This window comes from Streptomyces sp. NPDC058279 (assembly GCF_042881255.1).
In the GTDB taxonomy this organism is placed as follows: Bacteria; Actinomycetota; Actinomycetes; order Streptomycetales; family Streptomycetaceae; genus Streptomyces.
This window is the reverse complement of sequence record NZ_JBHVYA010000019.1, coordinates 31232-55588: the sequence shown is the minus strand read 5'-3', so window position 1 is coordinate 55588 and position 24357 is coordinate 31232. Positions and strand designations below refer to the sequence as shown.

Below are 24357 nucleotides of genomic sequence, written 5' to 3'. Positions count from 1 at the left end.
ATGCCAGCTCCTCTTGTTCCACTGGTGCATTGCCAGTGGACGCCTCTTCGGGCGGGAGCGCATCAGGCCCTGTCCAGTGTTGGGCGGACTTTGGGCCAGTCATGCCCAAAAAGGCCGGTACGCGGTCTGAGCTTTGCTTTTCAGCTTATCTCTTTACCGATCTACGGGACGTTTTGAGCCGCATTCTTTGCCGCGACCACCGCGTCGAAGACGTCGCGCTTGGGTACGCCGGCCTCGGCGGCGACCGCCGCGATGGCCTCCTTGCGTCGCTCCCCCGCCTCCTCGCGCACCCGCACCCTGCGCACCAGTTCCTCGTCGTCCACGTCGCCCGGCGCGGCGGCCGGCGCGCCCTCGACGACGATCGTGATCTCGCCACGCACGCCTTCGGCGGCCCAGGCCGCCAGCTCGCCGAGACCGCCGCGCTTGACCTCCTCGTACGTCTTGGTCAGCTCGCGGCACACGGCGGCCCGCCGGCCCGCGCCGAACACCTCGGCCATCGCGGCCAGGGTGTCGTCCAGCCGGTGCGGGGCCTCGAAGTAGACGAGCGTGCGCCGCTCGCCCTCGACCTCGCGCAGCCGGCCGAGGCGCTCGCCGGCCTTGCGCGGCAGGAACCCCTCGAAGCAGAACCGGTCCACGGGCAGTCCCGACAGCGCGAGCGCCGTCAGCACGGCGGAGGGCCCGGGGACGGCGGTGACCTTGATGTCCTTGGCCACGGCGGCGGCGACGAGCCGGTATCCGGGGTCGGAGACCGAGGGCATCCCGGCGTCGGTGACCAGCAGCACGCGCTTGCCGGACTCCAGCGCCTCGACCAGCTCGGGGGTGCGGGCGGACTCGTTGCCCTCGAAGTACGACAGCACGCGCCCGGTGGTGTGCACGCCGAGGCCCTGGGTCAGCCGGCGCAGCCGCCGGGTGTCCTCGGCGGCGATCACGTCGGCCCGCTCCAGCTCGGCCCCGAGGCGGGGCGGGGCGTCGGCGAGGTCGCCGATCGGGGTCCCGGCGAGCACGAGCACGCCGGCGGTGGAGGGGGCTTCGGCGGCGCGGGGCTGGTCATTCGTCACCCGCCCATCCTCTCAGCCGCCCCAGGTGACTCGCGCAGCCACTGGGGTTCCCCCAGGCGCGTTCCCTACGATGACCCGGTGACCAGTACCGCGACGCCGCCGCCCAGCCCCGCGGGGGCCCCGCCCGTCCCACCGGGCGGACCCGGCTCCGAACCCGAGCCGCCCGTCTGGCTCCGCCGCCTGCGCGGCTTCGGCTACGCCCCGCGCGCGCGGGGCGCGGACGTCCGCACCCGCCTCGTGCCCCCGTACGCGCGCCCATCCGAGCAGTTGTGGACGGCGATCGGTGTGCCCGTCGCCGCGCGCGGGCGTTGGCAGCGCGTCCTGTCGTGGGTGGGGCCGCTGTTGGTGACGCTGGTCGCGGGAGTGCTGCGGTTCGCGCACCTGGGCAGTCCGAAGGCGGTGATATTCGACGAGACGTACTACGCGAAGGACGCCTGGGCCACGATCCGGCAGGGCTACGAGGCGAGCTGGCCCAAGGACGTCGACAAGTCGATCCTCGCCGACCCGGGCGGGGTCGCGCTGCCGCTGGAGCCGGGGTACGTCGTCCACCCGCCGGTCGGAAAGTGGGTGATCGGCCTCGGCGAGTGGATGTTCGGTTTCGATCCGTTCGGCTGGCGGTTCATGACCGCCCTGTTGGGCACCCTGTCCGTTCTGATGCTGTGCCGGATCGGCCGCAGGCTGTTCCGGTCGACGTTCCTGGGCTGCCTGGCGGGCACGCTGCTGGCGGTGGACGGGCTGCACCTGGTGATGAGCCGCACCGCGCTGCTCGACCTGGTGCTGATGTTCTTCGTGCTGGCCGCTTTCGGGGCGCTGCTCATCGACCGGGACCGGACGCGGGCCCGGCTCGCGGCGGCGCTGCCGGTGGACGGCGAGGGCCGCACCCGGCCGGACCCGCTCGTCGCGCAGACGCTGCGGCTCGGGTGGCGCCCGTACCGGCTCCTGGCGGGCGTCTGTCTGGGCCTGGCGTTCGGTACCAAGTGGAACGGCCTGGTGGTGCTGGCGTTCTTCGGCGTCCTGACCGTGCTGTGGGACGCGGCGGCGCGCCGCACGGCGGGCGCGGGCGCCCCGTACGCGGCGATGCTGCGCCGGGACGCGCTGCCCGGCTTCCTGTCGACGGTGCCGGTGGCGATCGCCGTGTACCTGGCGTCCTGGGCGGGCTGGCTGCTGAGCCCCGACAACGGCAAGGGCGGCTACTTCCGCGACTGGGCCGCCAAGAACGACCGGCACAGCTCGCTGTCCTGGCTGCCGGAGTGGCTGCGGAGCCTGTGGCACTACGAGACCGAGGTGTACAAGTTCCACGTCGGCCTGACCTCGGGTCACACGTACGAGTCGAACCCGTGGAGCTGGCTGGTGCTGGGTCGGCCCGTCTCGTACTTCTACGAGTCCCCCGCGCCCGGTACGGATGGCTGCCCGGCGACCGCGACGGGCAAGTGCGCCCGCGAGGTGCTGGCCCTGGGGACGCCGCTGCTGTGGTGGGCGGGCTGCTTCGCCCTGCTGTACGTGCTGTGGCGGTGGGCCTTCCGCCGCGACTGGCGCGCCGGCGCGATCGCGTGCGCGCTGGGCGCGGGTCTGCTGCCCTGGTTCAACTACCAGGAACGGACGATCTTCTACTTCTACGCGGTGGTCTTCGTCCCGTACCTGTGCCTGGCGGTGACGATGATGATCGGCGCGTTGCTCGGCCCGGCCGGCTCGTCGGAGCGCCGCCGGGCACTGGGCGCGATCGGAGCGGGCGTCCTGGTCCTGCTGATCATTTGGAACTTCATCTATTTCTGGCCGATCTACACGGGCGGGAGCATCCCCATGGACTCCTGGCGCGGCCGGATGTGGCTGGACACGTGGGTGTAGCGGTCGATGGCGGGCGGGGGGCGGGAATCGGCCACGACGTCCCGGTCCGATAACGAGGCGTGTCTCGCTCGTGTGCACCGCATAAGGTCCACACCACAAGGTTCTTGAACACGTTCAGGGACGGTGGTCCGGGAGGGGGCGCAAGTGAACGGGGCGGCGAAGGGTGCCATCGTCGGCGGGGTGTTCCTCGCGATGGTCGGCGGTGCCGGGTACGGCGTGTACATGCTGGTCGGGGAGGACAGCGCCGGGGGCGGCGGGGCGACGGGGGTCACGGCCGCCAAGGACAGCGGGCCGCCGACCGGCAAGGAGGTCGCGCGGACGGCGAAGGACTTCCTCGCCGCCTGGGCCTCGGGCGACGAGCGCGCGGCCGCCGACCTGACGAACAACGCGCAGGAAGCCCAGGGCGCGGTCGCGGACTTCAAGTCCAAGGCGTACGTGTCCAAGGCCGTGATCACCCCCGGCACGCCGAACGGCTCCACCGTGCCGTTCAAGGTCGAGGCCGAGGTCACGTACGAGGGCATCACCAAGCCCTTCGCCTACGACTCGCAGCTGACCGTCGTACGCGGCGTCACCACCGGAAAGGCGCTGGTCGACTGGCAGCCCTCGGTCCTGCACCCGCAGCTCCAGAAGGGCGAACGGCTGCGCGCCGGGGCGCCCGCGAGCCCGCCGGTCAAGGCCGTGGACCACACCGGCGAGGAGCTCACGGCGGAGAAGTACCCCTCGCTGGGCCCGCTCCTCGCCGAGCTGCGACAGACCTACGGTGCCAAGGCGGGCGGCAAACCCGGCGCGGAACTGTGGATCGAACCGGCGGTCGCGGGCGCGCCGAAGCGGACGCTGTTGACGTTGGCGGAGGGCGAGCCCGGCACGCTCACGACGTACCTGGACGCGCGGGTGCAGGCGGCGGCGGAGAAGGCCGTCACCCGCTATCCGGAATCCTCGGTGGTCGCCGTCCAGCCCAGCACGGGGCACGTCCTGGCCGTGGCCAACAACCGCAAGGACGGCTTCAACGCGGCCATGCGGGGCGCCCGCGCCCCCGGCTCGACGATGAAGATCGTGACGGCGGCGATGCTGCTCGACCGGGGCAAGGCGGCGGCCGACCGGCCGGCGGAATGCGTCAAGGAAGCGGTCTGGGGCGGCCGCGCCTTCCACAACCTGAACGACTTCGCGCTGCCCGGCGCGACCTTCGCGACCAGCTTCGCCAAATCCTGCAACACCGCCTTCATCAAGCAGATCGACGACGTCAAGGACGACGCGGCGCTGGCGAAGGAGGCCAAGGAGGTCTTCGGCATCGGCCTGGACTGGAAGACGGGCGTCAAGTCGGTCGACGGCAAGGTCCCCGTCGCCACCGGCGCGGAGGCGGCGGCCGAGTACATCGGCCAGGGCGACATCACCATGAACCCGCTGAACGTCGCGTCCCTCACGGCCACGGCGCGCAGCGGCCGGTTCCACCAGCCGCTGCTGGTCCCGGCGGAGCTGGACGGCCGGCCGATCGCCGAGGCGGCGCGCGGGATGAAGCCGTCGGTGCGGCAGCAGTTGGTCTCGATGATGCGGTTGACCGCGTCCAGCGGGACGGCGTCGGGGGCGATGTCCTCGGTCGGCGGCGACAAGGGCGCCAAGACCGGCTCGGCGGAGGTGGACGGCGTCACCCCGGACAGCTGGTTCACCGGCTTCAGCGACGACGTGGCGGCGGCGGCCATGGTCGAATCGGGCGGCCACGGCGCGGACGCGGCCGGCCCCATCGTGGCGGCCGTACTGGGCGCTCCTTCTCGTTCCTGACGCGCCGCGCTCTTTCTTGACGCGCCCCTCGCACCGCTCGGCCCCGGCGGGCCTCCCGGACCGCCAGGGCGCGTCAAGAAGCGAGCGCCGCGCGGAGGGCGCGGACCAGGGCCTGGGCGCGGGGGTCGGCCGTGACCGATGTGGCCAGGGCGTTCGTGACGTAGCCGAAGCCGATGCCCGCCTCCGCGTCCGCGAACGCCAGCGAGCCGCCCCGCCCCGGGTGGCCGAACGACGCCGGGGACAGCAGCGGCGAGGCCGGGCCGTGCAGCATGTACCCCGGTCCGAAGCGGGTGTTCACCACCAGCACCCGGTCCGGCCCCGCCGACAGCTCGCCGGACGCCAGCGCCGTCGTCCGCGGGTCGAACAGCCGGGCGCCGTCCTCGGTGTCCCCGAGCAGCGCCGCGTAGAACCCGGCCAGCGCCCGGGCCGTCCCGATCCCGGCCGAGGCCGGCAGCTCGCCCGCCCGGTACTCGGGGGCGTTCTCGTCCGGCAGCGGGTCGATCGCCGCGAAGGCGCGCCGGGTGAGCGACTCCGGGTCGGCGTACGCCTGCGAAACGTTCCTGCGGGGCCGCGTCCGCAACCCGGCCGCCGACTCCGGCGGCTCCACCGCCGCCACCCGCCCCACCCGACCGGCCGCCGCCTCCGCTTCCGGCAGGCCGATCCAGAAGTCGAGGCCCAGCGGGCCGGTGACCTCCCGCGCCAGCCAGGCCCCGATCGACTCCCCGGTCACCCGCAGCACCAGCTCCGCCAGCAGCCAGCTGTAGGTCTGCGCGTGGTAGCCGTGCTCGGTGCCGGGTTCCCAGAACGCCCGCTGCTCCGCGACGGCCCGCGCCCCCGACACCCCGTCGACGGCCTCGGCCGGGCTCAGCGACCGGTCCAGCGCGGGCACCCCCGCGCGGTGGGCCAGCAGGTCCCGGACCAGCGCGCGGTCCTTGCCGCCCGCCTTGAACTCCGGCCAGTACGCCCCCACCGGCGCGTCCAGGTCCAGCAGCCCCCGCTGGTGCAGCAGCAGTGGCACCGCCGCCGCCACGCCCTTGGTCGCGGACCGCACCACCTGCGCGGTCTCCGCCCGCCAGGGGTCGGTCCCGTCCGCGTCCTTCGTCCCGGCCCACAGGTCGACGACCCGGCGCCCGTCCCGGTACACGGCGACGGCCGCGCCCCGGTCCCCGAGCACCTCGAAGTTGCGTACGAAAGCCTCGCGGACGGGCTCGAAGCCCTCCGCCACCTCACCCTGGATGTTCACGAGCGGTCCAACAATCGGCCGATGGTACTTATGCCACGGCCGCCGGCAGCGTCACCGACCGCGGGTCGAAGCCGAACGGCAGCTCCAGCCGGTGGGCGCGCATCAGCTCCTCGTCGCACAGCAGGTCCTGGGTGCGTCCGTCGGCCGCGATGACCCCCTCGCTGAGGACCACCGCGCGCGGGCACAGCTCCAGCGCGTACGGCAGGTCGTGCGTCACCATCAGCACCGTGACGTCCAGCGAGCGCAGGATGTCCGCCAGCTCCCGGCGCGAGGCGGGGTCGAGGTTGGAGGAGGGCTCGTCCAGGACGAGGATCTCCGGCCGCATCGCGAGTACGGTCGCCACCGCCACCCGGCGGCGCTGCCCGAACGACAGGTGGTGCGGCGGCCGGTCGGCGAAGGCGGCCATGCCGACCAGTTCCAGGGCCTCCGTCACCCGCGCCCGCAGTTCCGCGCCCCGCATCCCGGCCGCCGCCGGGCCGAAGGCCACATCCTCGCGCACGGTCGGCATGAAGAGCTGGTCGTCGGGGTCCTGGAAGACGATCCCGACGCGCCGGCGGATCTCGGCGAAGTTCCGCTTCTCCACGGGCAGCCCCGCCACCCGCACCGCGCCGACGCCACCGCCCAGGATGCCGTTGAGGTGGAGGACGAGGGTGGTCTTGCCCGCGCCGTTGGGGCCGAGCAGCGCCACCCGTTCCCCGCGCCCGACGGTCAGGTCGACGCCGAAGAGGGCCTGGTGTCCGTCGGGGTAGGCGTAGGCGAGGCCGGAGACTTCCAGCGAGGGGGCGTCGGTGGTCACGGCGTCCATCGTCACGGCGTCCATCGTCACAGCGTCCATCCCATCAGGCAGACGGCGAGCGCCGTCACCGGGAGTGCGGCCGCGTACGCCCACTGGGCGCGCGAGGCCGCGATGTCGTCGATCACCGGCATGGAGCCGGTGTAGCCGCGGCTGATCATCGCGAGGTAGACCCGCTCGCCGCGTTCGTAGGAACGGATGAAGAGCGAGCCGGCGGTCTTGGCCAGCACCCCCCAGTGCCGGACGCCGCGCGCCTCGAAGCCGCGCGAGCGCCGGGCGATGGACATCCGCCGCAGCTCGCCGGTGATCACGTCGCCGTACCGGATCATGAACGTGGCGATCTGGACCAGCAGCGGCGGCAGTTTCAGCCGCTGCATGCCGAGCAGCAGCGCCCGCAGTTCGGTCGTCGACGCGAGCAGCACGGAGGCGGCCACCCCCAGGGTGCCCTTGGCCAGTACGTTCCAGGCGCCCCACAGACCGGAGACGCTCAGCGACACGCCGAGCACCTCCACCCGCTCGCCCTCGGCCACGAAGGGCATGAGGACGGCGAAGGCGACGAACGGCACCTCGATCAGCAGCCGCCGCAGCAGGAAGCCGGCGGGGACGCGGGCCGCCGCCGCGACCGCGGCGAGGAGGACGGCGTAGAGCGCGAACGCCCACATGGACTCGCGCGGGGTGGAGACGACGACCACCACGAAGGTGAAGGCGGCGGCGAGCTTGCACTGCGGGGGCAGCGCGTGCACGGCCGAGTGCCCGTGGCGGTAGAGCTTGTGGCTGTGTCCGGCGCCCATGTCAGCCCGCGGCCGGGTCGGTCGGGACGGCGGTGGAGCCGGCCGTCAGGTCCTCCGCGCGGCGCCGGCGCACGGTCCAGAAGACGCCGGTGCCGACGACGACGGTCGCGCCGACGCCGATGACGCCCGCGAGGCCGCCGGAGAGACGGGCGTCCGTGATGTCCTTGACGCTGTAGTCGGCGAGCGGGGAGTCCGCGGCGGCGTGCTGCCCCACCTTCCGGTCGATGCCCTTGTCGGCGGCGACCTTCTCCAGGCCGTCCGGGCTGGCGGAGGCGTAGTAGGAGACGAAGCCGGCGAGCACGAGGGCGGTGATCAGGCCGGTGATCCACACGGGCTTGGTGGAGCGGGGCCCGGCGACGGGCGCGGCGGCGGCCGGGGCGTCGACCAGTTCGCCGCCGACGCGCAGCTTGAGCGGCGTGCTCAGGCCGCGGGCGCCGTAGACCAGGTCGGGGCGTACGGCGAGCACCGCGCCCACCGTCGCGGCGGTGATGACGGCCTCGCCGATGCCGATCAGGACGTGCACGCCGACCATCGCGGTGAACACCTTGCCGAGCGGTACGTCGGTGGTGCCGCCGAGGGCGTAGAGGAGGGTGAACATGCAGGCCGCGCCGGGCACGGAGAGCAGGGCGCCGGTGAACGCGGCGACGGTGATCGAGCGCCGGGTCTTGGGCAGCACCTTCACCAGGCCGCGGAAGACCGCGTAGGCGACGACCACGGTGACGACGGCCATGTTCATGATGTTGACGCCGAGGGCGGTCAGGCCGCCGTCCGCGAACAGCACGCCCTGCATGAGCAGCACGACGGAGACGCACAGCACGCCGGTGTAGGGGCCGACGAGGATGGCGGCGAGGGCGCCGCCGAGCAGGTGTCCGCTGGTGCCGGCGGCGACGGGGAAGTTCAGCATCTGCACGGCGAAGATGAAGGCGGCCACCAGTCCGGCGAGCGGCGCGGCCCGCTCCCCCGCGGCGCCCGCGTCCGCCCGGGAGTGGCCCGCGAGTTCCCGGCGGGCGCCGCGGAGACTGATCGCCACCGCTCCGGCGGCCGCTACACCCGCGGCGACGGAGACGGGGGCATCGATGAAGCCGTCGGGCACGTGCATGGGTTTCGCTCCGCTTCCTGCGGTTGACTCGTCACACTCTTTAACCGTTCAAGAATAGTGCCCAGTTGCAAACCGTTGGCAAGAGCGCTCACAGCACAACTGGAAGCAGGCGGTTTGGTGGGAATGTGCGAGGCTGGGGGGAATAAGGACCCATATGTTCCGACATGGAGGAGTCTTGGAGATGTCAGCCACCGCCGAGAATCCCCACGCGACCGCCACCAGGACCGCAGTCGAGGAACGGGTCCGTGCCCGCGTGATCACCGACGATCCGCTCTACCGCGCCGTACCGGTCGCCCTGCGCTTCGCCCCCGCCGAGCCGCTCGCCGTCCGGATCGTCTTCCCCGCGGGGGTCTCCCCCGAGGGCACCGACAACGAGTGGGTCCTGCCCCGCGCCCTGCTGGAGGCGGGCCTGCTGGCCCCGAGCGGGACCGGCGACGTACGCGTCTGGCCCTGCGGCCGGGTGCAGGTCATCGTCGAGTTCCACGCGCCCGAGGGCGTGGCCGTCGTCCAGTTCGACAGCGCCGCGCTGCGCCGCTTCCTGCGCCGTACGTTCGCCACCGGACGCTGATGCTGTGACCGGGAAGCTCCACCGGGTCGCGGCGCCCGGCACTGGACGCACACGCGACCGGCCCCGCACCACCTGGCTGTCAGGCGGTGCGGGGCCGGTCGTTCACCCGTGCGGAGCAAGGTCGGGCGGCGGGTTCGGGCACCCGGGTCGGCGGAAGCCGGCGGTCAGGCGTTGACCAGTTCCCGGTCCTTGTCGGGGCCCTGGGCGGACTCCCCGAGGTGCTTGCGCAGGCTCTCGCCCTCCACGTCCACGTTCGGGAGGATGCGGTCGAGCCACTTCGGCAGCCACCACGCCTTGTGCCCGAGCAGCGCCAGCACCGCCGGGACGATGGCCATGCGGACCACGAAGGCGTCGAAGAAGACGGCGACGGCCAGACCGAAGCCGATCATCTTGACCATCTGCTCGCTCGCGCCGATGAAGCCCGAGAACACCGCGATCATGATGACGGCGGCGGCCACCACCACCCGCGCGCTGTACTGGAAGCCGGTCACCACGGCCTGCCCCGGGCGCTCGCCGTGGACGTACGCCTCGCGCATCCGGGTGACCAGGAAGACCTCGTAGTCCATCGCCAGGCCGAAGACGACGCCCACCATGAAGATCGGCATCATCGACATGATCGGACCGGTCTGCTCCACCCCGAAGAGCGAGCCCAGCCAGCCCCACTGGAAGACCGCGACGACCGCGCCGAGGGCCGCGACGACCGACAGCAGGAAGCCGAGGGCCGCCTTGAGCGGGACCAGGACCGAGCGGAACACCAGCATCAGCAGCAGGAAGGCGAGACCGACGACGAGCGCGAGGTAGGGCACCAGCGCGTCGTTCATCTTCTGCGAGAAGTCGATGTTCATCGCGGTCGCGCCGGTGACGAGGACGTCGTCGCCGCTGCCGTCGCGGATCGTGTGGACCAGCTTCTCGGTCTCGGTGGAGGACGGACGGTCCTTCGGGATCACGTTGATGATCGCCGCGTCGCCCGCCTTGTTGGGCATCGGCGGGGTGACCACGGCCACGCCCTCCAGGCCCTTGATCCGGTCGACCGTCTTGTCCGCGAGCGCCTTGTCGCCGTCCACGACCACCATCAGCGGGCCGTTGAAGCCCGGGCCGAAGCCGTCGGACAGCAGGTCGTACGCCCGGCGCTGGGTGGTGGAGACGGGCTGGGCCCCGTCGTCCGGAAGGCCCATCTCCAGCTTGCCCGCCGGGATCGCGATCGCGCCGAGGCCGATCACACCGGCCAGCAGCACCAGGATCGGGCGGCGCAGGACGAAGCGGGCCCAGCGGGTGCCGCCGTTGGCCTTGGGCTCGGCGCCGGCCGGCTTGCCCTTGCCGAACAGCCTGCTCTTGGTGCCGGCCGGCAGGACCTTCTTGCCCGCGAAGCCGAGGATGGCGGGGACCAGGGTCAGGGCGACGAGCACCGCGATGACGACGGTGCCGGCCGCCGCGAAGCCCATCTTCGTCAGCATCGGGATGTTGACGACGGCCAGGCCCACCAGGGCGATGACCACGGTCAGGCCGGCGAACACCACGGCGGAGCCGGCGGTTCCGGCGGCCCGGCCCGCGGCCTCGTCGCGCTCGCGGCCCTCGGCGAGCTCCACGCGGTAGCGGGAGACGATGAAGAGGGCGTAGTCGATGCCGACGGCGAGGCCGATCATCATCGCCAGGGTCGAGGTGGTGGAGCCGAGGTCCAGCACGTTGGCGAGCGCCGTGATCGAGGAGACGCCGATGCCCACGCCGATCAGCGCGGTCAGCAGCGGCAGTCCGGCCGCGATCAGCGAGCCGAAGGTGACGACCAGGACGACGGCGGCGATCAGGATGCCGATGACCTCGCCGGAGCCGGTCTCGGGAGCCGTCATCAGCGCGTCACCGCCGATCTCGACGGTCAGCCCGGCGGCCTGGGCGGCCTGGCCGGACTCCTTGAGCGCGTCGCGGGTCGCGTCGGTCAGCTCCATGCCGCTGACCTTGTACTTGGCGCTGATGTAGGCGGTACGCGAGTCCTGGCTGATCGCCTTGGACTGGTACGGGTCGTCGACCGAGGCGATCTGGTCGGCGCCGGCGCCGCCCTTGAGGCCGGAGACGATCTTCTCGACCTGGGCCTTGGGAGCCGGGTCGGTGACCTTGGCGCCGTCCGGCGCCTTGATGACGATGCGGGCGGTCGCGCCGTTGGCGGTCATGCCCGGGAAGCGCTGCTCCAGCAGGTCGAAGGCCTTCTGGGCCTCCGTGCCGGGTATGGAGAACGAGCCTGAGGTGGGGGCGGACGCCGACGCCGCGCCGAAGCCGGCGGCGAACAGCAGTGCCACCCAGACGAGGGCGACGAAGCGACGGCGCCGGAAGGCGCCCCTGCCGAGTCGGTAGAGGAAGGTGGCCACGTCGGTGGTTCTCCCGTTCGGGTCGTGGAATGGGTGGGGGCGCCGTCAGGCACCCCCCGAGGGCATGGAGAGCCGGCCCGACGACGAGAGCGGCGTGTCAGGAGCAGCGGACCCGCCCCGGGGAGGGCGGGGGGAGGATCAGACGCCGAGGGCGGGGAACACCACGGCGTCGATGAAGCAGGCGAGGAAAGCCCGGTCGACCGAGCGGTCCTCGATCAGCGGGAGCGCGATGAACGCCCCGATGAGCATGTGCGGTACGAAGTCGAGGGCCGGACAGTCCGGTTCGATCTCCCCGCGGTCCACCGCGCGCCGCAGCATCACCTGCAGGCCGTTGATCTCGGGGTCCACCAGCAGGTCCCGCAGCGCCTTGTGGAGCTCGGGGCTCTCGTGGACGGCGTGGGCCAGGCCCCGCATCAGGGCGGTGTCCTTGGCCATCTGCGCGTCGTCGGAGTGCTCGACCATGAGGGCCAGGTCCCCGCGCAGGCTGCCGGTGTCGATCTCCCGGAGGGAGACCGGCTGGGTGCACCGCAGGGCCTTCGCGACCAGTTCGGGCTTGCTCCCCCACTGGCGGTAGAGGGTCGCCTTGCTGGACTTCGTACGGGCGGCGACCGCGTCCATGGTCAACGCCTCGTAGCCGACCTCGCGCAGGAGGTCGAGGACCGCCCCGTGGAGTTCGGCTTCCCGTTCGGGGCTGATCCGGGTGCGTCGTGACGAACCCTCTTCGGTCATCTCCACGCCTCCCATCCGAACGAAACCGTTTCGTACTCCTCAGACCATACCCCCGCCGCCATCGAAACGAAACCGTTCCGTTTCGATGCCGGCGTGGCATGGATCACCTGTACGAGTTGCCAGGGCCCCTCCGCGCGGAAAGCATTGGGGGGTGAGTCACGACGGCGCGTACCTCCGATACCCGCACCTACACGACGACCTCCTGTGCTTCGCCACCGAAGACGACCTCTGGGTGGCGCCCCTCGTGCCGCCCGGCGCCGACGCCGGACGGGCCTGGCGCATCACCGTCGACCGGACGCGGGTCGGGCACCCGCGCTTCTCCCCCGACGGACGTCACATCGCCTTCACCACCTGGCGCAGCCTCGACCCCGAGATCCACCTCGCCCCCGTCGCCGGCGGCCCCGCCCGCAGACTGAGCTACTGGGGCTCCACCGACACCCGGGTCTGCGGCTGGGCCCCGCCGGACAAGGACGGCCGCAGCGACATCCTGGCCGTCTCCTCGCACGGCCAGCCCTTCTCCTACTACTCCTGGGCCTACTGCCTGCCCACCGACGGCAGCCCCGGCCGCCGGCTTCCCTGGGGCCCGGTCTCCGACATCGCCGTCCACGACGTCCCGAACGGCAACGGCTCCCCCGAGCGGCGCACCCTCCTGCTCACCGGCAAGCCGCCGCACGAGCCGGCGGCCTGGAAGCGCTACCGGGGCGGCGCCACCGGCCGGCTCTGGCTGCACGGCACCCGGCTGCTGGAGGACATCGAGGGCCACCTCGACTCCCCCATGTTCGTGGACGGCCGGATCGCCTTCCTCTCCGACCACGAGGGGATCGGCAACCTCTACTCCTGCCTGCCCGACGGCACCGACCTGCGGCGCCACACCGACCACGAGGAGTTCTACGCCCGGCACGCCTCCAGCGACGGCGCCCGGGTCGTCTACCAGTGCGCGGGCGACCTCTGGCTCGTCGACTCCCTGGCCGCCGACGCCTCCCCCCGCAAGCTCGACGTCCGCCTCGGCGGCCCGCGCGCCGGCCGGCGCACGTACCAGGTCCCGGCCGCCAGCCACGTCGACTCGCTCTCCGTCGACACGACCGGGCGGGCCAGCGCCGTCGTCGTACGCGGCAGCCTGTACTGGCTCACCCACCGCGACGGCCCGGCCCGCACCATCGCCGACACCCCGGGCGTACGGGTGCGGCTGCCCGAGATGCTCGGCGGCGCCGGGCAGGTCGCGTACGTGACGGACGCCGAGGGCGAGGACGCCATCGAGATCGGCTACCTGCCCCGCGCCTCCGGGCCCCGGCAACCGCGCCGGCTGGCCTCCGGGAAGCTCGGCCGCGTCCTGGAACTGCTGTCCGACCCGGACGGCGAGCGCCTCGCCATCGCCTCCAACGACGGACGGCTGCTCCTCATCGACGCCACCGAGGAGTCCGACGGGGAGGTCACCGAGCTGATCCGGTCCGCCAACGGGCCCGTCAACGACCTGGCGTTCTCCCCCGACGGCTGCTGGCTGACCTGGTCGCACCCCGGCATCGGGCGTTCGCTGCGCCAGATCAAGATGGCGCGGATCTCCGGCCCCGGCCCGCACACGGTCGTCGACGTCACCAACGGCCGCTTCGAGGACGAGAACCCGGTCTTCACCCGGGACGGCCGCTACCTCGCCTTCCTGTCCTGGCGCGGCTTCGACCCGGTGTACGACGTGCACACCGGCGACCTGTCCTTCCCGCTGGGCTGCCGCCCGTACCTGGTCCCGCTGTCCTCGGCCACCCCCTCGCCGTTCGCGTTCACCCCCGACGGCCGGCCCGCCGCCGGTGGACTGGACCCGGTGGAGGGCGAGTCCGGCGAGGGCGACGGCGCGGTGATCGTGGAGGTCGAGGGGCTGGAGAGCCGGGTGACGCCCTTCCCGGTGTCGGCGTCGAAGTACTCCGCCCTCTTCCCGGTGCACGGCGGCGGGCTGGTCTGGCTGCGCTGGCCGATCTCCGGCGCGCTCGGCGAGACCTTCGCGAACCCGGCGGACATGACGGGCAAACCGACGCTGGAATACTTCGACATCACCAAGGCGCGCAAGACCGAACTGGCCTCCGGACTGGACTGGTTCGCGGTCAGCGGCGACGGCACCCGGCTGGTCGTCAACGACGACGGCGACCTGCGGGCGGTCCCGGCGACCGAGTCGGGCGACAGCGACTCCACCGTCTACCTGGACCTGCGGCGCATCCTGCACGAGGTCGACCCGGCCGCCGAATGGCGCCAGGCCTTCGAGGAGGCGGGCCGGCTGATCCGCGCCTACTTCTGGGAGCCGGACATGTGCGGCATCGACTGGGACGGGGTGCTGCGCCAGTACCGCCCCCTGGTCGAACGGGTCGCCTCCCCCGACGAGTTCGCGGACCTGATGCGCGAGGTGCTCGGCGAACTCGGCACCTCGCACGCGTACGTGTCCCCCGCCCGCCGCAACGAGGGGCCCCCGCACTACCAGCGGGCCATCGGCCTGCTCGGCGCCAACCTCGTCCCGCGCGACGGGGCCTGGACCGTCTCGCGCATCCTGCCCGGCGAGTCGTCGGACTCCAAGGCCCGCTCCCCGCTCGCCGGCACCGGCATCCGCGAGGGCGCGGTCCTCACCCACGTCGACGGCCGCCCGGTCGATCCGGTGGCGGGGCCGTACCCGCTGCTGTCCGCGGCGGGCGGCACCACGGTGGAGCTGACCTTCGAACCGGCCGAGGGCGAGGGCCCCGCCCGCCGGGTCGCGGTCGTCCCGCTCATCGACGAACGGCCGCTGCGCTACCAGGACTGGGTGTCCAAGCGGCGGGCGGTGGTCCGGGAGCTCAGCGGCGGCAAGTGCGGCTACCTGCACATCCCCGACATGGGCGGCTCGGGCTGGGCCCAGTTCAACCGCGACCTGCGGATGGAGATGTCACGGCCCGCGCTGATCGTGGACGTCCGCGGCAACGCGGGCGGGCACATCAGCGAGCTGGTGGTGGAGAAGCTGACCCGCTCCATCCTCGGCTGGGACCTCACCCGGAACGCGGAGCCGGTGTCGTACGCCTCCAACGCGCCGCGGGGGCCGATCGTGGCACTGGCCGACGAGGCGACCTCCTCGGACGGCGACATGATCACGGCGGCCTTCAAGCTGCTGGGGCTGGGGCCGGTCGTCGGCCAGCGCACCTGGGGCGGGGTGGTCGGGATGACCGGCCGGCACACCCTGGGCGACGGGACGGTGATCACCGTGCCGATGAACGCGGCGTGGTTCCCGGAGTACGGCTGGTCGGTGGAGAACCACGGCGTGGAGCCGGACCTGGCGATCCTGCGCACCCCGCTCGACTGGGCGGAGGGGCGGTACGCGCAGTTGGACGACGCCGTCGAACTGGCGCTGGAGCTGCTGGAGCAGGACCCGGCGGCGGTCCCGCCCGGTTACGAGGACGTCCCGGACCTGCGCCGGCCGAAGCTCCCGCCGAGGCCGTAGGCGTCCGCGCGGACGCGAGGGGCGCGACCCGTCGAAACGGGCCGCGCCCCTCGCTGCGCCTCGAAGGCGTCCCGCCAGGACCTAGTCCCAGTCGTCGTCGAACTCGCCGCGGACGCCGTCCGTCCGGCGCCGCCCGCGGCCCTTCTCGGCCCGGGCCGGCCCGTCCTGGGCGGGGCCGCCGCGCCGCGCCGCCTCGTCCCGCTCCGGCTGCCGGGCCTCGTCGGGTTCGTCCGTCCCGTCCCGGGACCGGTCCTTGATACCCATGCTGTCCACTCCGTGCGGGGTCTCGGTGGTCGGGCATCGACCACACTCGCACGGGCGGACGCAGGCCGCATGTCGAATCAGCTGCGCGGGGTGCCCGCCGTCCGCTCCTGCTCGTCGGCGGCTCCGCCGGCGCCGACCAGTCCACGGGACACACCGGCCAGCCGCGGCTCGAAGCGCCGCATCTCCCGCTGCCCGCCGGCCGCTATGACCGCCGGCAGGTAGCCCCGTACGCCCTGCATGCCGCGCAGCCACCACTGCGCGTACACGTGCGGCGAGCGCCGCTCGATACCGGCCACGATCCGGTCGACGGCCGGGCCCAGCGGGTACGTGCGGTTCGCCGGCCACGGCAGCCGCCCGCGCAACTCCCGCATGACCTCGTCCCGGTCGGCGCCGCGCACCATGTCGGTGTCGGTCCAGGAGAGGTAACCGACGCCCACCTTGACGCCCTTGTAGCCGACCTCGGCGCGCAGGCAGTGCGCGAACGCCTCGACCCCCGACTTGGAGGCGCAGTACGCCGTCATCATCGGCGCCGGGGTGATCGCCGCGAGGGAGGCGATCTGGAGGAAGTAGCCGCGACTCTCCGTCAGTACGGGCAGGAACGCGCGGGCGGTCACGGCCCCGCCGATCAGGTTCACCTCGATCACCCGGCGCCAGGCGTCCGGGTCGGAGTCGACGAACGGCCCGCCGGCGGCCACGCCCGCGTTGGCGACGACGACGTCCACCTTGCCGAAGCGCTGCTTGACCTCCTGCGCGACCCGGGCCATGGCCTCGTGGTCGGTGACATCGGCGTGCCAGTGGGCGCTGTCGGTGTGCAGCCGTTCGGAGACCTCCTTGAGGGCCTCCGGCTCCAGCCCGACCAGGGCGACCTTCGCCCCCCGCGCGGACAGCTTCCGGGCCAGCAGCTCACCGACCCCGCGGGCGGCGCCGGTGACGACGGCGACCTGGCCTTCCAGACTCCTGCGAGCGCTCACGGCGTCTTCTCCTTCGGGGTGGTGTCGAGCGGGGCGGTGGCGAGGGGGGCGCCGGCGGGTCGGTGGGGCGCCGGGAGCCGGGCGGTCAGTTCGCGGATCACCCGGGCGACGGCTTCCGGCGCCTCGATCGGGGTCATGTGGCCCGCACCGGGCAGCTCGGTGAGACCGGCGCAGTCGGGCAGCGCGGCGGCGAGGGCGCGTGCGTGCGACATCGGGGTCAGGCGGTCGGCGGTGCCGCCGACGACGGCGGTGGGCACGGTCAGCGCGGCCAGGTTCGCCTCCAGGTCCAGCCCGGCGAGCACCTGCGACCAGGCGTGCCGGACGGCGGTGGGGCAACCGTGGACGATGCGGGCACACGCCTCGATCTGGTCGGCCGTGGCACGGGGACCCATGGTGGCGTACCTCAGGACCCGCTTGCCCAGGGGCGTGACGGGCCCGAGGGGGGCGCGGGATCCGAGGATCGCGCCGGTGATACGGGTCCGCGCGCGCCCGGCGCGCACCGGCAGGACCAGCGCCTCCGCGACCAGCCGTGCGCTGCCGGTGCTGCACAGCAGGGCGGCCGCGACGTGCTCGGTGAACCCGGGCCGCCCGGCGGCGGCCATGATCGTCATGCCGCCCATGGAGTGGCCCGCGACGACCGCCCGTTCACCGGGGGCGAGGGTGGCCTCCAGGACCGCGACGAGGTCGTCGGCGAGCGCGCCGGTGGTGTACCACCGGCCGGCGGGGCTGCGGCCGTGCCCGCGCTGGTCGTAGGCGATGACCCGGTGGTCCTCGGCCAGGTCCCGTACCTGCGCGGCCCAGAACGCGGTGGAGCAGGTCCAGCCGTGGGACAGCACCACGGGCGGGGCGTCCTCGTCGCCGTGGACCTCGACGTGCAGCCGGGCCCCGTCGGCGGAGACCGCGACCAGCTCGCGCCGGGCCGCCGGGGGCGCGTACCGGCCGGAGGTGACGTACGCGGGGCGCCTCATGCCGCGCCCTCCTCGACGGTGGCGGGCGCGGCGGCCGGCGGCGCCGCGGGCGCGGGGACGGCCGCCTCGGCGGCGACGCGCTCCCGCTCCCGGCGCCGCACGCGTACGACCTCGTACTCCGCGAGGTCGACCGAGCGCGTCTCGCGCCGGAACTCGCCGGTGGTGCCCGGCCAGACCGTCGTGTTGCGGCCGTTGGCGTCCAGGTACCAACTGGTGCAGCCGCCGGTGTTCCACACCGTGCGCTTCATCCGCTCCTGGACGTGTCGGTTCCAGGCGCCCACCGCCGAGGGCCGGGCGGCGAGGGCGACCCGGCCTCCGAGCACGTCCAACTGGCGCAGGTAGTCCGCCATGTAGTTGAGCTGCGACTCGATCATCAAGATCATGGAGCTGTTGCCGAGCCCGGTGTTGGGACCGATGATCGTCATCCAGTTGGGGAAGCCCGCCGCCGTCGCCCCGCGCAGCGCCTGCATCCCGTCCTTCCACGCGTCCGCGAGCGTCTCGCCGCCCGCGCCCACCACCCGGTCGGCGATCGGCATGTCCGTGACGTGGAAGCCGGTGCCGAAGACGATCGCGTCGACCTCGGTCTCGGTCCCGTCCGCCGCGATCAGCGTGTTCCCGCGGATCTCCGTCAGCCCGGAGGCGACCAGGTCCACATTCGGCCGGGCGAGCGCCGGGTAGTACTCGCTGGAGAGCAGGATCCGCTTGCAGCCGATCCGGTACGAGGGGGTCAGCTTGGCCCGTAGCTCCGGGTCCTTGATCGAGCGCGCCATGTTGGCCTTCGCCAGGGACTCGATCAGCCCGAGTTGGTTGGGCCGCTTGGTGAAGGCGCTGACCTGGAGTTCGCGGATGCCCCACAGCAGTCCGCGCCGGGCGGCGCGGGTGAAGGGCAGTTGCCGGTGCAGCCGGCGCTCGACGGCGGAGATCGCCCGGTCCGTGCGCGGCATCACCCACGGCGGGGTGCGCTGGAACAGCGTGAGGCGCTCCACGTCGGGGGCGATGGCGGGGACGATCTGGATGGCCGAGGCACCGGTGCCGATCATCGCGACGCGCTTGCCGCGCAGGTCGTAGTCGTGGTCCCAGCGGGCGGAGTGGAAGACCTTGCCGGGGAACTCGGCCAGCCCCGGGATCTCCGGCGTCTTCGGGTCGGACAGCGGCCCGGTCGCCGACACCACCACGTCGGCGGTCAGGTCGCCGGCGGAGGTCTCGATCTCCCAGCGCAGCTCGTCGGCGTCCCAGCGCATCATCCGCACCTCGGAGTTCAGCCGGATGTGCGGGCGCAGCCCGAAGGTGTCGGCGACGTGCTCCAGGTACGCGCGGATCGCCGGCTGCCGGGAGAAGGTCCGGGGCCAGTCCGGATTCGGCGCGAAGGAGAACGAGTAGAGGTGCGAGGGAACGTCGCACGCGCACCCGGGATAGCTGTTGTCGCGCCACGTCCCGCCGACGGAGTCGGCCCGTTCCAGTACGACGAAGTCGGTGATCCCCTCGCGCCGCAACCGTACCGCCGCGCCCAACCCGCCGAACCCGGAGCCGATCACCGCCACCCGCACGTGTTCGCGCCCGTCCATGCCGCCCATGCCCGCCCGCCTTCCGCTTCCACTGTCCCAGCCGCACCGTCACCGAACACTGCCAGCAATCACTGGCACAATCGGGAGGGTAGAGCAGCCCCGTACCCATGGGTAGGGGTCGCGGCGGGAAAGTTACCCCGGGTACGCCCTACGCTGCGCATGTGGCGGAAGAAAAGACACGCGAATACCGTACGGAGGAGCTGGCCGAGGCGGCCGGCATCCCGGTGCGCACCCTGCGCTTCTACCGTGAGCGCAAGCTCCTGCCGCCACCCCGCCGCGATGGTCGGATCGCCTGGTACGACGAGCACCACCTCGCCCGGCTGCGCACCATCGCCGCCCTCTTGGAACGCGGCCACACCCTCGGCGGGATCGCCGAGCTGACGGCCGCCTTCGAGAACGGCCGCGACGTCGGCCAACTCGGCGAACTGCTGGGCATCGGCTGGTCCGAGGAGACCCCCGTACGCCTGACGCCGGAGGCGCTGGCCGACTACTTCGAGGGGGAGGTCACCCCGGAGAACCTGGCGGCCGCCCTGGACCTCGGCTACCTCGCCGTCGACGGCGACGAGATCGTGCACGTCAGCCGCCGCCTGCTGGAGGTCTCCTCGGCGTTGGTCCGCGAGGGCGTCCCGCTGGCGGCGGTGTTGGAGACGGGGCGCCGGGTGCGCGAGCACGCCGACGCCCTCGCGGCCCTCTTCACGGAGCTGATCTCCACGCACCTGGCGGACGAGGACGCGCTGCCCCGGCTGCGGCCGCTCGCGAAGAGCGTGGTCGAGGCGGAGCTCACCATGGCGATGGACCGCTCGCCGGCCTCCGGCGGTCAGGAGCGCGGGGGTCGGGAACCCGAGGCGTAGACGACCGTCACCGGGGCGTGGTCGGACCACCGCTCGGGGTGCGTCTCGGCCCGCTCCACCCACGCCTTCACGGCCCGCTCCGCGAGCCCGGGGGTGGCGACCTGGAGGTCGATGCGCCAGCCGGCGTCGTTGTCGAAGGCCCGGCCGCGGTAGGACCACCAGGAGTAGGGCCCGTCGGTGTCCGGGTGCAACACCCGCACCACGTCGACGTAGCCGGCTTCGCGGTAGACCTTGCCGAGCCACTCCCGCTCCTCGGGCAGGAACCCGGCGTTCTTGCGGTTGGTCTTCCAGTTCTTGAGGTCGGCTTCCTGGTGGCAGATGTTCCAGTCACCGCAGACCACCACCTCGCGCCCGTCGGCGGCGGCCCGCACCTTCAGCTCGGCGAGGTGGTCCAGGAACTCCTTCATGAACCGGTACTTCTCGTCCTGCTTCGCGGTCCCGGCCTCCCCGGACGGCAGGTACAGGCTCGCCACGGTCACCCCCGGCAGGTCCACCTCGACGTACCGGCCGGAGTCGTCGAACTCGGCGCTCCCGAAGCCGATCCGCACCCGCTCGGGCGCCCGGCGCGTGTAGAGCGCGACCCCGGCCCGCCCCTTGACGGCGGCCGGCGCGAACACGGTGTGCCAGCCCTCGGGCTCGCGTGCCTCCACCGGAATCTGCGCCTCCTCGGCCCGTACCTCCTGGAGGCACACGACGTCGGCGTCGGATCCGGCGAGCCACTCGACGAAGCCCTTCTTCGCGGCGGCGCGGATCCCATTCACATTCACGGTGGTCACGGTGAGCATCCCCGCACGATAGCGGGAGCGTTCCGTACGATGTTCCGATGTCTCACGGGATAACCCTCCGCGCCGTGCCGTACGACCACCCGGACGCGGTCAAGCTCAACGACCAGGTCCAGCTCGAATACCAGGCCCGCTACGAGGGCGAGGGCGACGCCACCGTCCTCGACCCGGCGATGTTCGCCCCGCCCGGCGGCCTGTACCTCGTGGCGTACGACACATCGGACGCCCCGGTCGCGAGCGGCGGCTGGCGCGCCCGGGACGCGAGCCCGGAGGGCTACCTCGACGGCGACGCGGAACTCAAGCGCATGTACGTCGTCCCGGAGGCCCGTGGCCTGGGCCTGGCCCGCCGCATCCTCGCCCTCCTCGAAGCCGACGCCCGCACGGCCGGCCGCCGCCGCATGGTCCTCGAAACCGGCGACCAACAGCCGGAGGCGATAGCCCTCTACGGCTCCTCGGGCTACGCGAACTGCCCCAAGTTCGGCTACTACCGCGCCTACGCGTCCAGCATCTGCATGTCCAAGCCGCTGACCCGCTGACCCGCTGCCCCTCGTCCGCGGCGCGCTGGACCGGGTCCCCGACGAGGAACTCGACGGGCCGATCGCGTGCTCGCCGAGGGCGGTCGGTCGGGGGACGACCCGGTCCGCAACGCAGAAGATCCCGCCCGGTCTTGCGACCGGGCGGGATCTCATGACGTTCTCGGGAGCTACCCGGGAACTGTCGTTTGTGGACCTGTGGGGATTTGAACCCCAGACCCCCTCGATGCGAACGAGGTGCGCTACCAGACTGCGCCACAGGCCCTTGCGACGTGTGAAACATTAGCATCCCCGCGCGGGTGCTCCAAAACCGGTTGTCGGGAGCGTCCGCGCAGGTCACCGATCACTCGTTCGCGGCGCGCGGGCGGGACTCGCCCTCGTACTGGTCGAAGAGCGGGGTCCGGCCGCGGTCCCGGCCGCGGGGGCGGGGGGTGGCCGGCTGCTTCGGTTCCGCCGCGGCCTTCGGGGGGCCCGGCTGGGCCCGCAGGCGGGGTTCCGTCGGCTCGGCGGTGCTGGAGCGGGTCGCGCTCCAGGCGTCGGGGGCCGCCGGGCCGGTGGCTCGGGGGGCGACCGGGGCCGTCACGTAGGTCGGCAGCGGGACCGGGACCGGCTCCCAGCTGTCACCCCGCGCCGGACCCCGCTCGCGTTCGCGCTGCTGGTCCACCCACTCGGCGTGGTCGGTCTGCTCCACCACCGCGCGCCGCCCCGCCTCCTGCGGGGACACCGGGGGCGCGGGGTCCGGTTCGGCGCCGGCCTCCGCCTCGGACTCCCGGCGGCGCGAGTGGTGTTCGCGCAGCCGCCGGGCGGCCGCCTCCGCGCGCCGGCGGTCCATGGTGAACTCGTAGCGACGCCGCTCCTGGACCCGCAGGTGCACGATGTACGCGCTCAGCAGCAGCGCGGGAACGGCCGGCACCCACAGGAAGCGCAGGCCGCCGACCGCGGCGACCACCGCCCCCAGGGTGAAGATCAGGAAGAGCAGCGCGGTGGTGCGCCTGCGCCGGGCGAGGACCTGGAGGCGCTGCTCGCGCCGGGCCCGCTCCGCCCGCTGCGCGCCGGCCGACCTCGGTTCCGCCCTGGTCGGGGGCACGACGAAAGCCCGGGCGTCGGCGTCCACGGAATTCACCGTTTCCGTCGCCGCGTCCGGGTCCGCGTGGGGCTGGACTTCCACCTCTTCGGCACCGCGCTCACGCAGTCCCTTGGCGTAACGGCGCTCCATTCCCGCCCGGCCGGAAAGCAGCCGGATGGCAGTGGAGAAGCGTTCCGTCGGACGGGCCTCGTTCAGCTCGTCCTGCCTCCGGAGCCACATGGGCACCAAGTAGGCGGCCCAGGCCCCGACAATGACTGCGTAGATGAGGCCGCTGCTGCTCACACTCCACACCGTAGAGGGGCGCGGCCGCGGGTATCGGCCAATTGAGCCGGCGTGTCGCGCGATCTCGCTGATATCACGGACTTTTTTTGTGATTCTTCGGATCAGGTTATGGACGAATCGGCCACGAATTCGAACGCCTTTGCGATTTTCGCTATTTCGGAAGCCCCTGGCTGCCCTGCGAACGGCGCCAGCGGCGCAACAGCCCCTCCGGCACCTCCTCCGCCGTGAGCGCGAACACGAGGTGGTCCCGCCAGGCCCCGTCGATGTGCAGGTAGCGCGGCCGCAGCCCCTCCTCGCGGAACCCGAGCTTCTCCACCACCCGGCGGCTCGGGCCGTTCTCCGGCCGGATGCACACCTCGATCCGGTGCAGCCCGACCTTCGCGAAGCAGTGGTCCACCGCGAGCGCGACGGCCGTCGGCATCACCCCGCGGCCCGCGACGTCCCGGTCCACCCAATAGCCCACGTGTGCCGCGCACATCGACCCCCAGGTGATCCCGGCGACCGTCAACTGGCCGACCAACCGCCCCTGGTACTCGATGACGAACGGCAGCATCCGCCCCGCGTTCGCCTCCGCCCGCAGGTGCCGCACCATCTGACGGTACGTCGGCCGGTGGATCACCGGCCCCCACGGCGCGGGCGGCGGGATCGTGGCCTCCCACGGCCGCAGCCAGTCGCGGTTGCGGCGGTTGACCTCGCGCCACGCCCGCTGGTCGCGCAGCTTTATCGGACGGAGGGTGACATCGCCGTCCGTCAGTACCACGGGCCAGGACGGGCCGTTCAGCTCGCGCTCCCGGACGGTCTGGGGTGATCGCCGCCCCGGATCTGATCGACGGCGTGCGCCAGGATGCGCTCCAGCACCGCGAGTCCGTCGCGCACGCCGCCCGTCGAACCGGGCAGGTTCACGATCAGGGTGTGGCCCGTCACGCCCGCCAGGCCCCGCGACAGCGCGGCCGTCGCCACCTTCGTCAGGCCCTCGGCGCGGATGGCCTGCGGGATGCCGGGAACCTCGTAGTCCAGTACCCGCGCGGTGGCCTCGGGAGTGCGGTCGGTCGGCGAGAGGCCGGTGCCGCCGGTGGTCAGGATGACGTCGTACCCGGCGGCCACGCCCTCGCGCAGCGCCTCCTCGACGGGATCTCCGTCCGGCACCACGCGCGGCCCGTCCACGGCGAATCCGAGCCGGCCGAGCCCGTCGGCGAGCAGCGGGCCGCCCTTGTCGGCGTAGACGCCCGCCGAGGCGCGGTTCGAGGCGGTGACCACCAGCGCGCGCAGCTCGCGTACGGGCTCGCCGGCGCCCGGTTCGGCCGTCCACGCCTCGCCCGACACCGGCGGGACGTGGCTGTGGCTGAACGC

Annotated in this window: 21 protein-coding genes and 1 tRNA gene; 6 read left to right on the top strand and 16 right to left on the bottom strand. The window is 72.9% G+C overall.

Features of this window, described 5'->3' with window-relative positions; all coding sequences use genetic code 11:
* Nucleotides 1-161: 161 nt before the first annotated feature.
* Complete coding sequence (gene rsmI, locus ACFVXJ_RS26910; RefSeq protein WP_389665490.1) at nucleotides 162-1058, bottom strand: 16S rRNA (cytidine(1402)-2'-O)-methyltransferase; 897 nt, start codon at nucleotides 1056-1058, stop codon at nucleotides 162-164.
* A gap of 78 nt (nucleotides 1059-1136) precedes the next feature.
* Here rsmI and ACFVXJ_RS26905 point away from each other — a divergent pair, with 78 nt between their 5' ends.
* Nucleotides 1137-2903 carry a dolichyl-phosphate-mannose--protein mannosyltransferase gene (locus ACFVXJ_RS26905; protein ID WP_389665488.1) on the top strand — a complete coding sequence of 589 codons (1767 nt, stop codon included), beginning with the start codon at nucleotides 1137-1139 and terminating at the stop codon, nucleotides 2901-2903.
* Between the two features lie 144 nt (nucleotides 2904-3047).
* Entirely contained in the window at nucleotides 3048-4679 is a 1632-nt protein-coding gene (locus ACFVXJ_RS26900; protein ID WP_389665486.1) for a penicillin-binding transpeptidase domain-containing protein, read from the top strand.
* A 73-nt stretch (nucleotides 4680-4752) separates the two neighbouring features.
* Here the strand turns inward: ACFVXJ_RS26900 and ACFVXJ_RS26895 are convergent, their stop codons facing one another.
* From ACFVXJ_RS26895 to ACFVXJ_RS26880, 4 genes are read right to left on the bottom strand one after another with little or no spacing between them, the layout of a single operon-like run.
* The gene (locus ACFVXJ_RS26895) at nucleotides 4753-5922 is read right to left on the bottom strand and encodes a serine hydrolase domain-containing protein (protein WP_389665485.1); all 1170 of its coding nucleotides are present in this window, start codon (nucleotides 5920-5922) and stop codon (nucleotides 4753-4755) included.
* A 28-nt stretch (nucleotides 5923-5950) separates the two neighbouring features.
* Nucleotides 5951-6742, bottom strand: a complete 792-nt coding sequence (locus ACFVXJ_RS26890) for an energy-coupling factor ABC transporter ATP-binding protein (protein WP_389665483.1) — start codon at nucleotides 6740-6742, stop codon at nucleotides 5951-5953.
* Between the two features lie 2 nt (nucleotides 6743-6744).
* Nucleotides 6745-7506 carry a cobalt ECF transporter T component CbiQ gene (gene cbiQ / locus ACFVXJ_RS26885; RefSeq protein WP_389665482.1) on the bottom strand — a complete coding sequence of 254 codons (762 nt, stop codon included), beginning with the start codon at nucleotides 7504-7506 and terminating at the stop codon, nucleotides 6745-6747.
* Nucleotide 7507: 1 nt separating this feature from the next.
* Nucleotides 7508-8605 (bottom strand): energy-coupling factor ABC transporter permease, encoded by a 1098-nt coding sequence (locus ACFVXJ_RS26880; RefSeq protein ID WP_389665480.1) that lies wholly within the window; start codon nucleotides 8603-8605, stop codon nucleotides 7508-7510.
* A gap of 181 nt (nucleotides 8606-8786) precedes the next feature.
* Here ACFVXJ_RS26880 and ACFVXJ_RS26875 point away from each other — a divergent pair, with 181 nt between their 5' ends.
* A complete protein-coding gene (locus ACFVXJ_RS26875) occupies nucleotides 8787-9173 on the top strand; it encodes an SsgA family sporulation/cell division regulator (RefSeq protein WP_389665478.1) in 387 nt (128 codons plus the stop codon).
* Between the two features lie 164 nt (nucleotides 9174-9337).
* Here the strand turns inward: ACFVXJ_RS26875 and ACFVXJ_RS26870 are convergent, their stop codons facing one another.
* Both ACFVXJ_RS26870 and ACFVXJ_RS26865 read right to left on the bottom strand, forming a co-directional pair.
* Complete coding sequence (locus ACFVXJ_RS26870; protein ID WP_389665476.1) at nucleotides 9338-11530, bottom strand: MMPL family transporter; 2193 nt, start codon at nucleotides 11528-11530, stop codon at nucleotides 9338-9340.
* A 138-nt stretch (nucleotides 11531-11668) separates the two neighbouring features.
* On the bottom strand, nucleotides 11669-12259 hold the full coding sequence (locus tag ACFVXJ_RS26865) for a TetR/AcrR family transcriptional regulator (protein WP_389665475.1): 591 nt from the start codon (nucleotides 12257-12259) through the stop codon (nucleotides 11669-11671).
* A gap of 151 nt (nucleotides 12260-12410) precedes the next feature.
* On the opposite strand from ACFVXJ_RS26865, the gene ACFVXJ_RS26860 reads away from it, so the two are divergent.
* Nucleotides 12411-15704 (top strand): S41 family peptidase, encoded by a 3294-nt coding sequence (locus ACFVXJ_RS26860; protein ID WP_389665473.1) that lies wholly within the window; start codon nucleotides 12411-12413, stop codon nucleotides 15702-15704.
* Nucleotides 15705-15785: 81 nt separating this feature from the next.
* On the opposite strand, the gene ACFVXJ_RS26855 is transcribed toward ACFVXJ_RS26860, so the two are convergent.
* From ACFVXJ_RS26855 to ACFVXJ_RS26840, 4 genes are all read right to left on the bottom strand, one after another.
* Nucleotides 15786-15968: a hypothetical protein gene (locus ACFVXJ_RS26855; RefSeq protein ID WP_389665471.1), complete on the bottom strand. Its 183-nt coding sequence runs from the start codon at nucleotides 15966-15968 to the stop codon at nucleotides 15786-15788.
* A 77-nt stretch (nucleotides 15969-16045) separates the two neighbouring features.
* The gene (locus tag ACFVXJ_RS26850) at nucleotides 16046-16939 is read right to left on the bottom strand and encodes an SDR family oxidoreductase (RefSeq protein WP_389665469.1); all 894 of its coding nucleotides are present in this window, start codon (nucleotides 16937-16939) and stop codon (nucleotides 16046-16048) included.
* Complete coding sequence (locus ACFVXJ_RS26845; RefSeq protein WP_389665467.1) at nucleotides 16936-17907, bottom strand: alpha/beta fold hydrolase; 972 nt, start codon at nucleotides 17905-17907, stop codon at nucleotides 16936-16938. The genes ACFVXJ_RS26850 and ACFVXJ_RS26845 overlap by 4 nt, the downstream gene beginning before the upstream one ends.
* Complete coding sequence (locus ACFVXJ_RS26840) at nucleotides 17904-19472, bottom strand: flavin-containing monooxygenase (RefSeq protein ID WP_389665571.1); 1569 nt, start codon at nucleotides 19470-19472, stop codon at nucleotides 17904-17906. The genes ACFVXJ_RS26845 and ACFVXJ_RS26840 overlap by 4 nt, the downstream gene beginning before the upstream one ends.
* Nucleotides 19473-19633: 161 nt before the next feature.
* Between ACFVXJ_RS26840 and ACFVXJ_RS26835 the strand changes: the two genes are divergently transcribed.
* Nucleotides 19634-20323 carry a MerR family transcriptional regulator gene (locus ACFVXJ_RS26835; protein ID WP_389665465.1) on the top strand — a complete coding sequence of 230 codons (690 nt, stop codon included), beginning with the start codon at nucleotides 19634-19636 and terminating at the stop codon, nucleotides 20321-20323.
* Here ACFVXJ_RS26835 and ACFVXJ_RS26830 read toward each other — a convergent pair.
* A complete protein-coding gene (locus ACFVXJ_RS26830) occupies nucleotides 20290-21108 on the bottom strand; it encodes an exodeoxyribonuclease III (RefSeq protein ID WP_389665463.1) in 819 nt (272 codons plus the stop codon). The genes ACFVXJ_RS26835 and ACFVXJ_RS26830 overlap by 34 nt on opposite strands.
* A 38-nt stretch (nucleotides 21109-21146) precedes the next feature.
* On the opposite strand from ACFVXJ_RS26830, the gene ACFVXJ_RS26825 reads away from it, so the two are divergent.
* A complete protein-coding gene (locus ACFVXJ_RS26825; protein WP_389665462.1) occupies nucleotides 21147-21641 on the top strand; it encodes a GNAT family N-acetyltransferase in 495 nt (164 codons plus the stop codon).
* 188 nt (nucleotides 21642-21829) lie between these two features.
* On the opposite strand, the gene ACFVXJ_RS26820 is transcribed toward ACFVXJ_RS26825, so the two are convergent.
* From ACFVXJ_RS26820 to ACFVXJ_RS26805, 4 genes are all read right to left on the bottom strand, one after another.
* Nucleotides 21830-21903, bottom strand: a tRNA-Ala gene (locus ACFVXJ_RS26820).
* Between the two features lie 78 nt (nucleotides 21904-21981).
* Complete coding sequence (locus ACFVXJ_RS26815; RefSeq protein ID WP_389665460.1) at nucleotides 21982-23007, bottom strand: hypothetical protein; 1026 nt, start codon at nucleotides 23005-23007, stop codon at nucleotides 21982-21984.
* Nucleotides 23008-23158: 151 nt separating this feature from the next.
* Nucleotides 23159-23767, bottom strand: coding sequence for a GNAT family N-acetyltransferase (locus ACFVXJ_RS26810; protein ID WP_389665459.1), 609 nt, complete (start codon nucleotides 23765-23767; stop codon nucleotides 23159-23161).
* A 17-nt stretch (nucleotides 23768-23784) separates the two neighbouring features.
* The gene (locus ACFVXJ_RS26805; protein ID WP_389665569.1) at nucleotides 23785-24330 is read right to left on the bottom strand and encodes a molybdenum cofactor biosynthesis protein B; all 546 of its coding nucleotides are present in this window, start codon (nucleotides 24328-24330) and stop codon (nucleotides 23785-23787) included.
* Nucleotides 24331-24357 lie beyond the last annotated feature (27 nt).

Excerpts from the sequence above, each read along its gene's own strand:
- ACFVXJ_RS26865 (WP_389665475.1), bottom strand. The coding sequence starts at position 12,259 with ATGACCGAAGAGGGTTCGTCACGACGCACCCGGATCAGCCCCGAACGG.
- ACFVXJ_RS26830 (WP_389665463.1), bottom strand. The coding sequence starts at position 21,108 with ATGCTCACCGTGACCACCGTGAATGTGAATGGGATCCGCGCCGCCGCG.
- ACFVXJ_RS26880 (WP_389665480.1), bottom strand. The coding sequence starts at position 8,605 with ATGCACGTGCCCGACGGCTTCATCGATGCCCCCGTCTCCGTCGCCGCG.
- ACFVXJ_RS26855 (WP_389665471.1), bottom strand. The coding sequence starts at position 15,968 with ATGGGTATCAAGGACCGGTCCCGGGACGGGACGGACGAACCCGACGAG.
- ACFVXJ_RS26890 (WP_389665483.1), bottom strand. The coding sequence starts at position 6,742 with ATGGACGCCGTGACGATGGACGCCGTGACCACCGACGCCCCCTCGCTG.
- cbiQ (WP_389665482.1), bottom strand. The coding sequence starts at position 7,506 with ATGGGCGCCGGACACAGCCACAAGCTCTACCGCCACGGGCACTCGGCC.
- ACFVXJ_RS26845 (WP_389665467.1), bottom strand. The coding sequence starts at position 17,907 with ATGAGGCGCCCCGCGTACGTCACCTCCGGCCGGTACGCGCCCCCGGCG.
- ACFVXJ_RS26875 (WP_389665478.1), top strand. The coding sequence starts at position 8,787 with ATGTCAGCCACCGCCGAGAATCCCCACGCGACCGCCACCAGGACCGCA.
- ACFVXJ_RS26840 (WP_389665571.1), bottom strand. The coding sequence starts at position 19,472 with ATGGACGGGCGCGAACACGTGCGGGTGGCGGTGATCGGCTCCGGGTTC.
- ACFVXJ_RS26825 (WP_389665462.1), top strand. The coding sequence starts at position 21,147 with ATGTCTCACGGGATAACCCTCCGCGCCGTGCCGTACGACCACCCGGAC.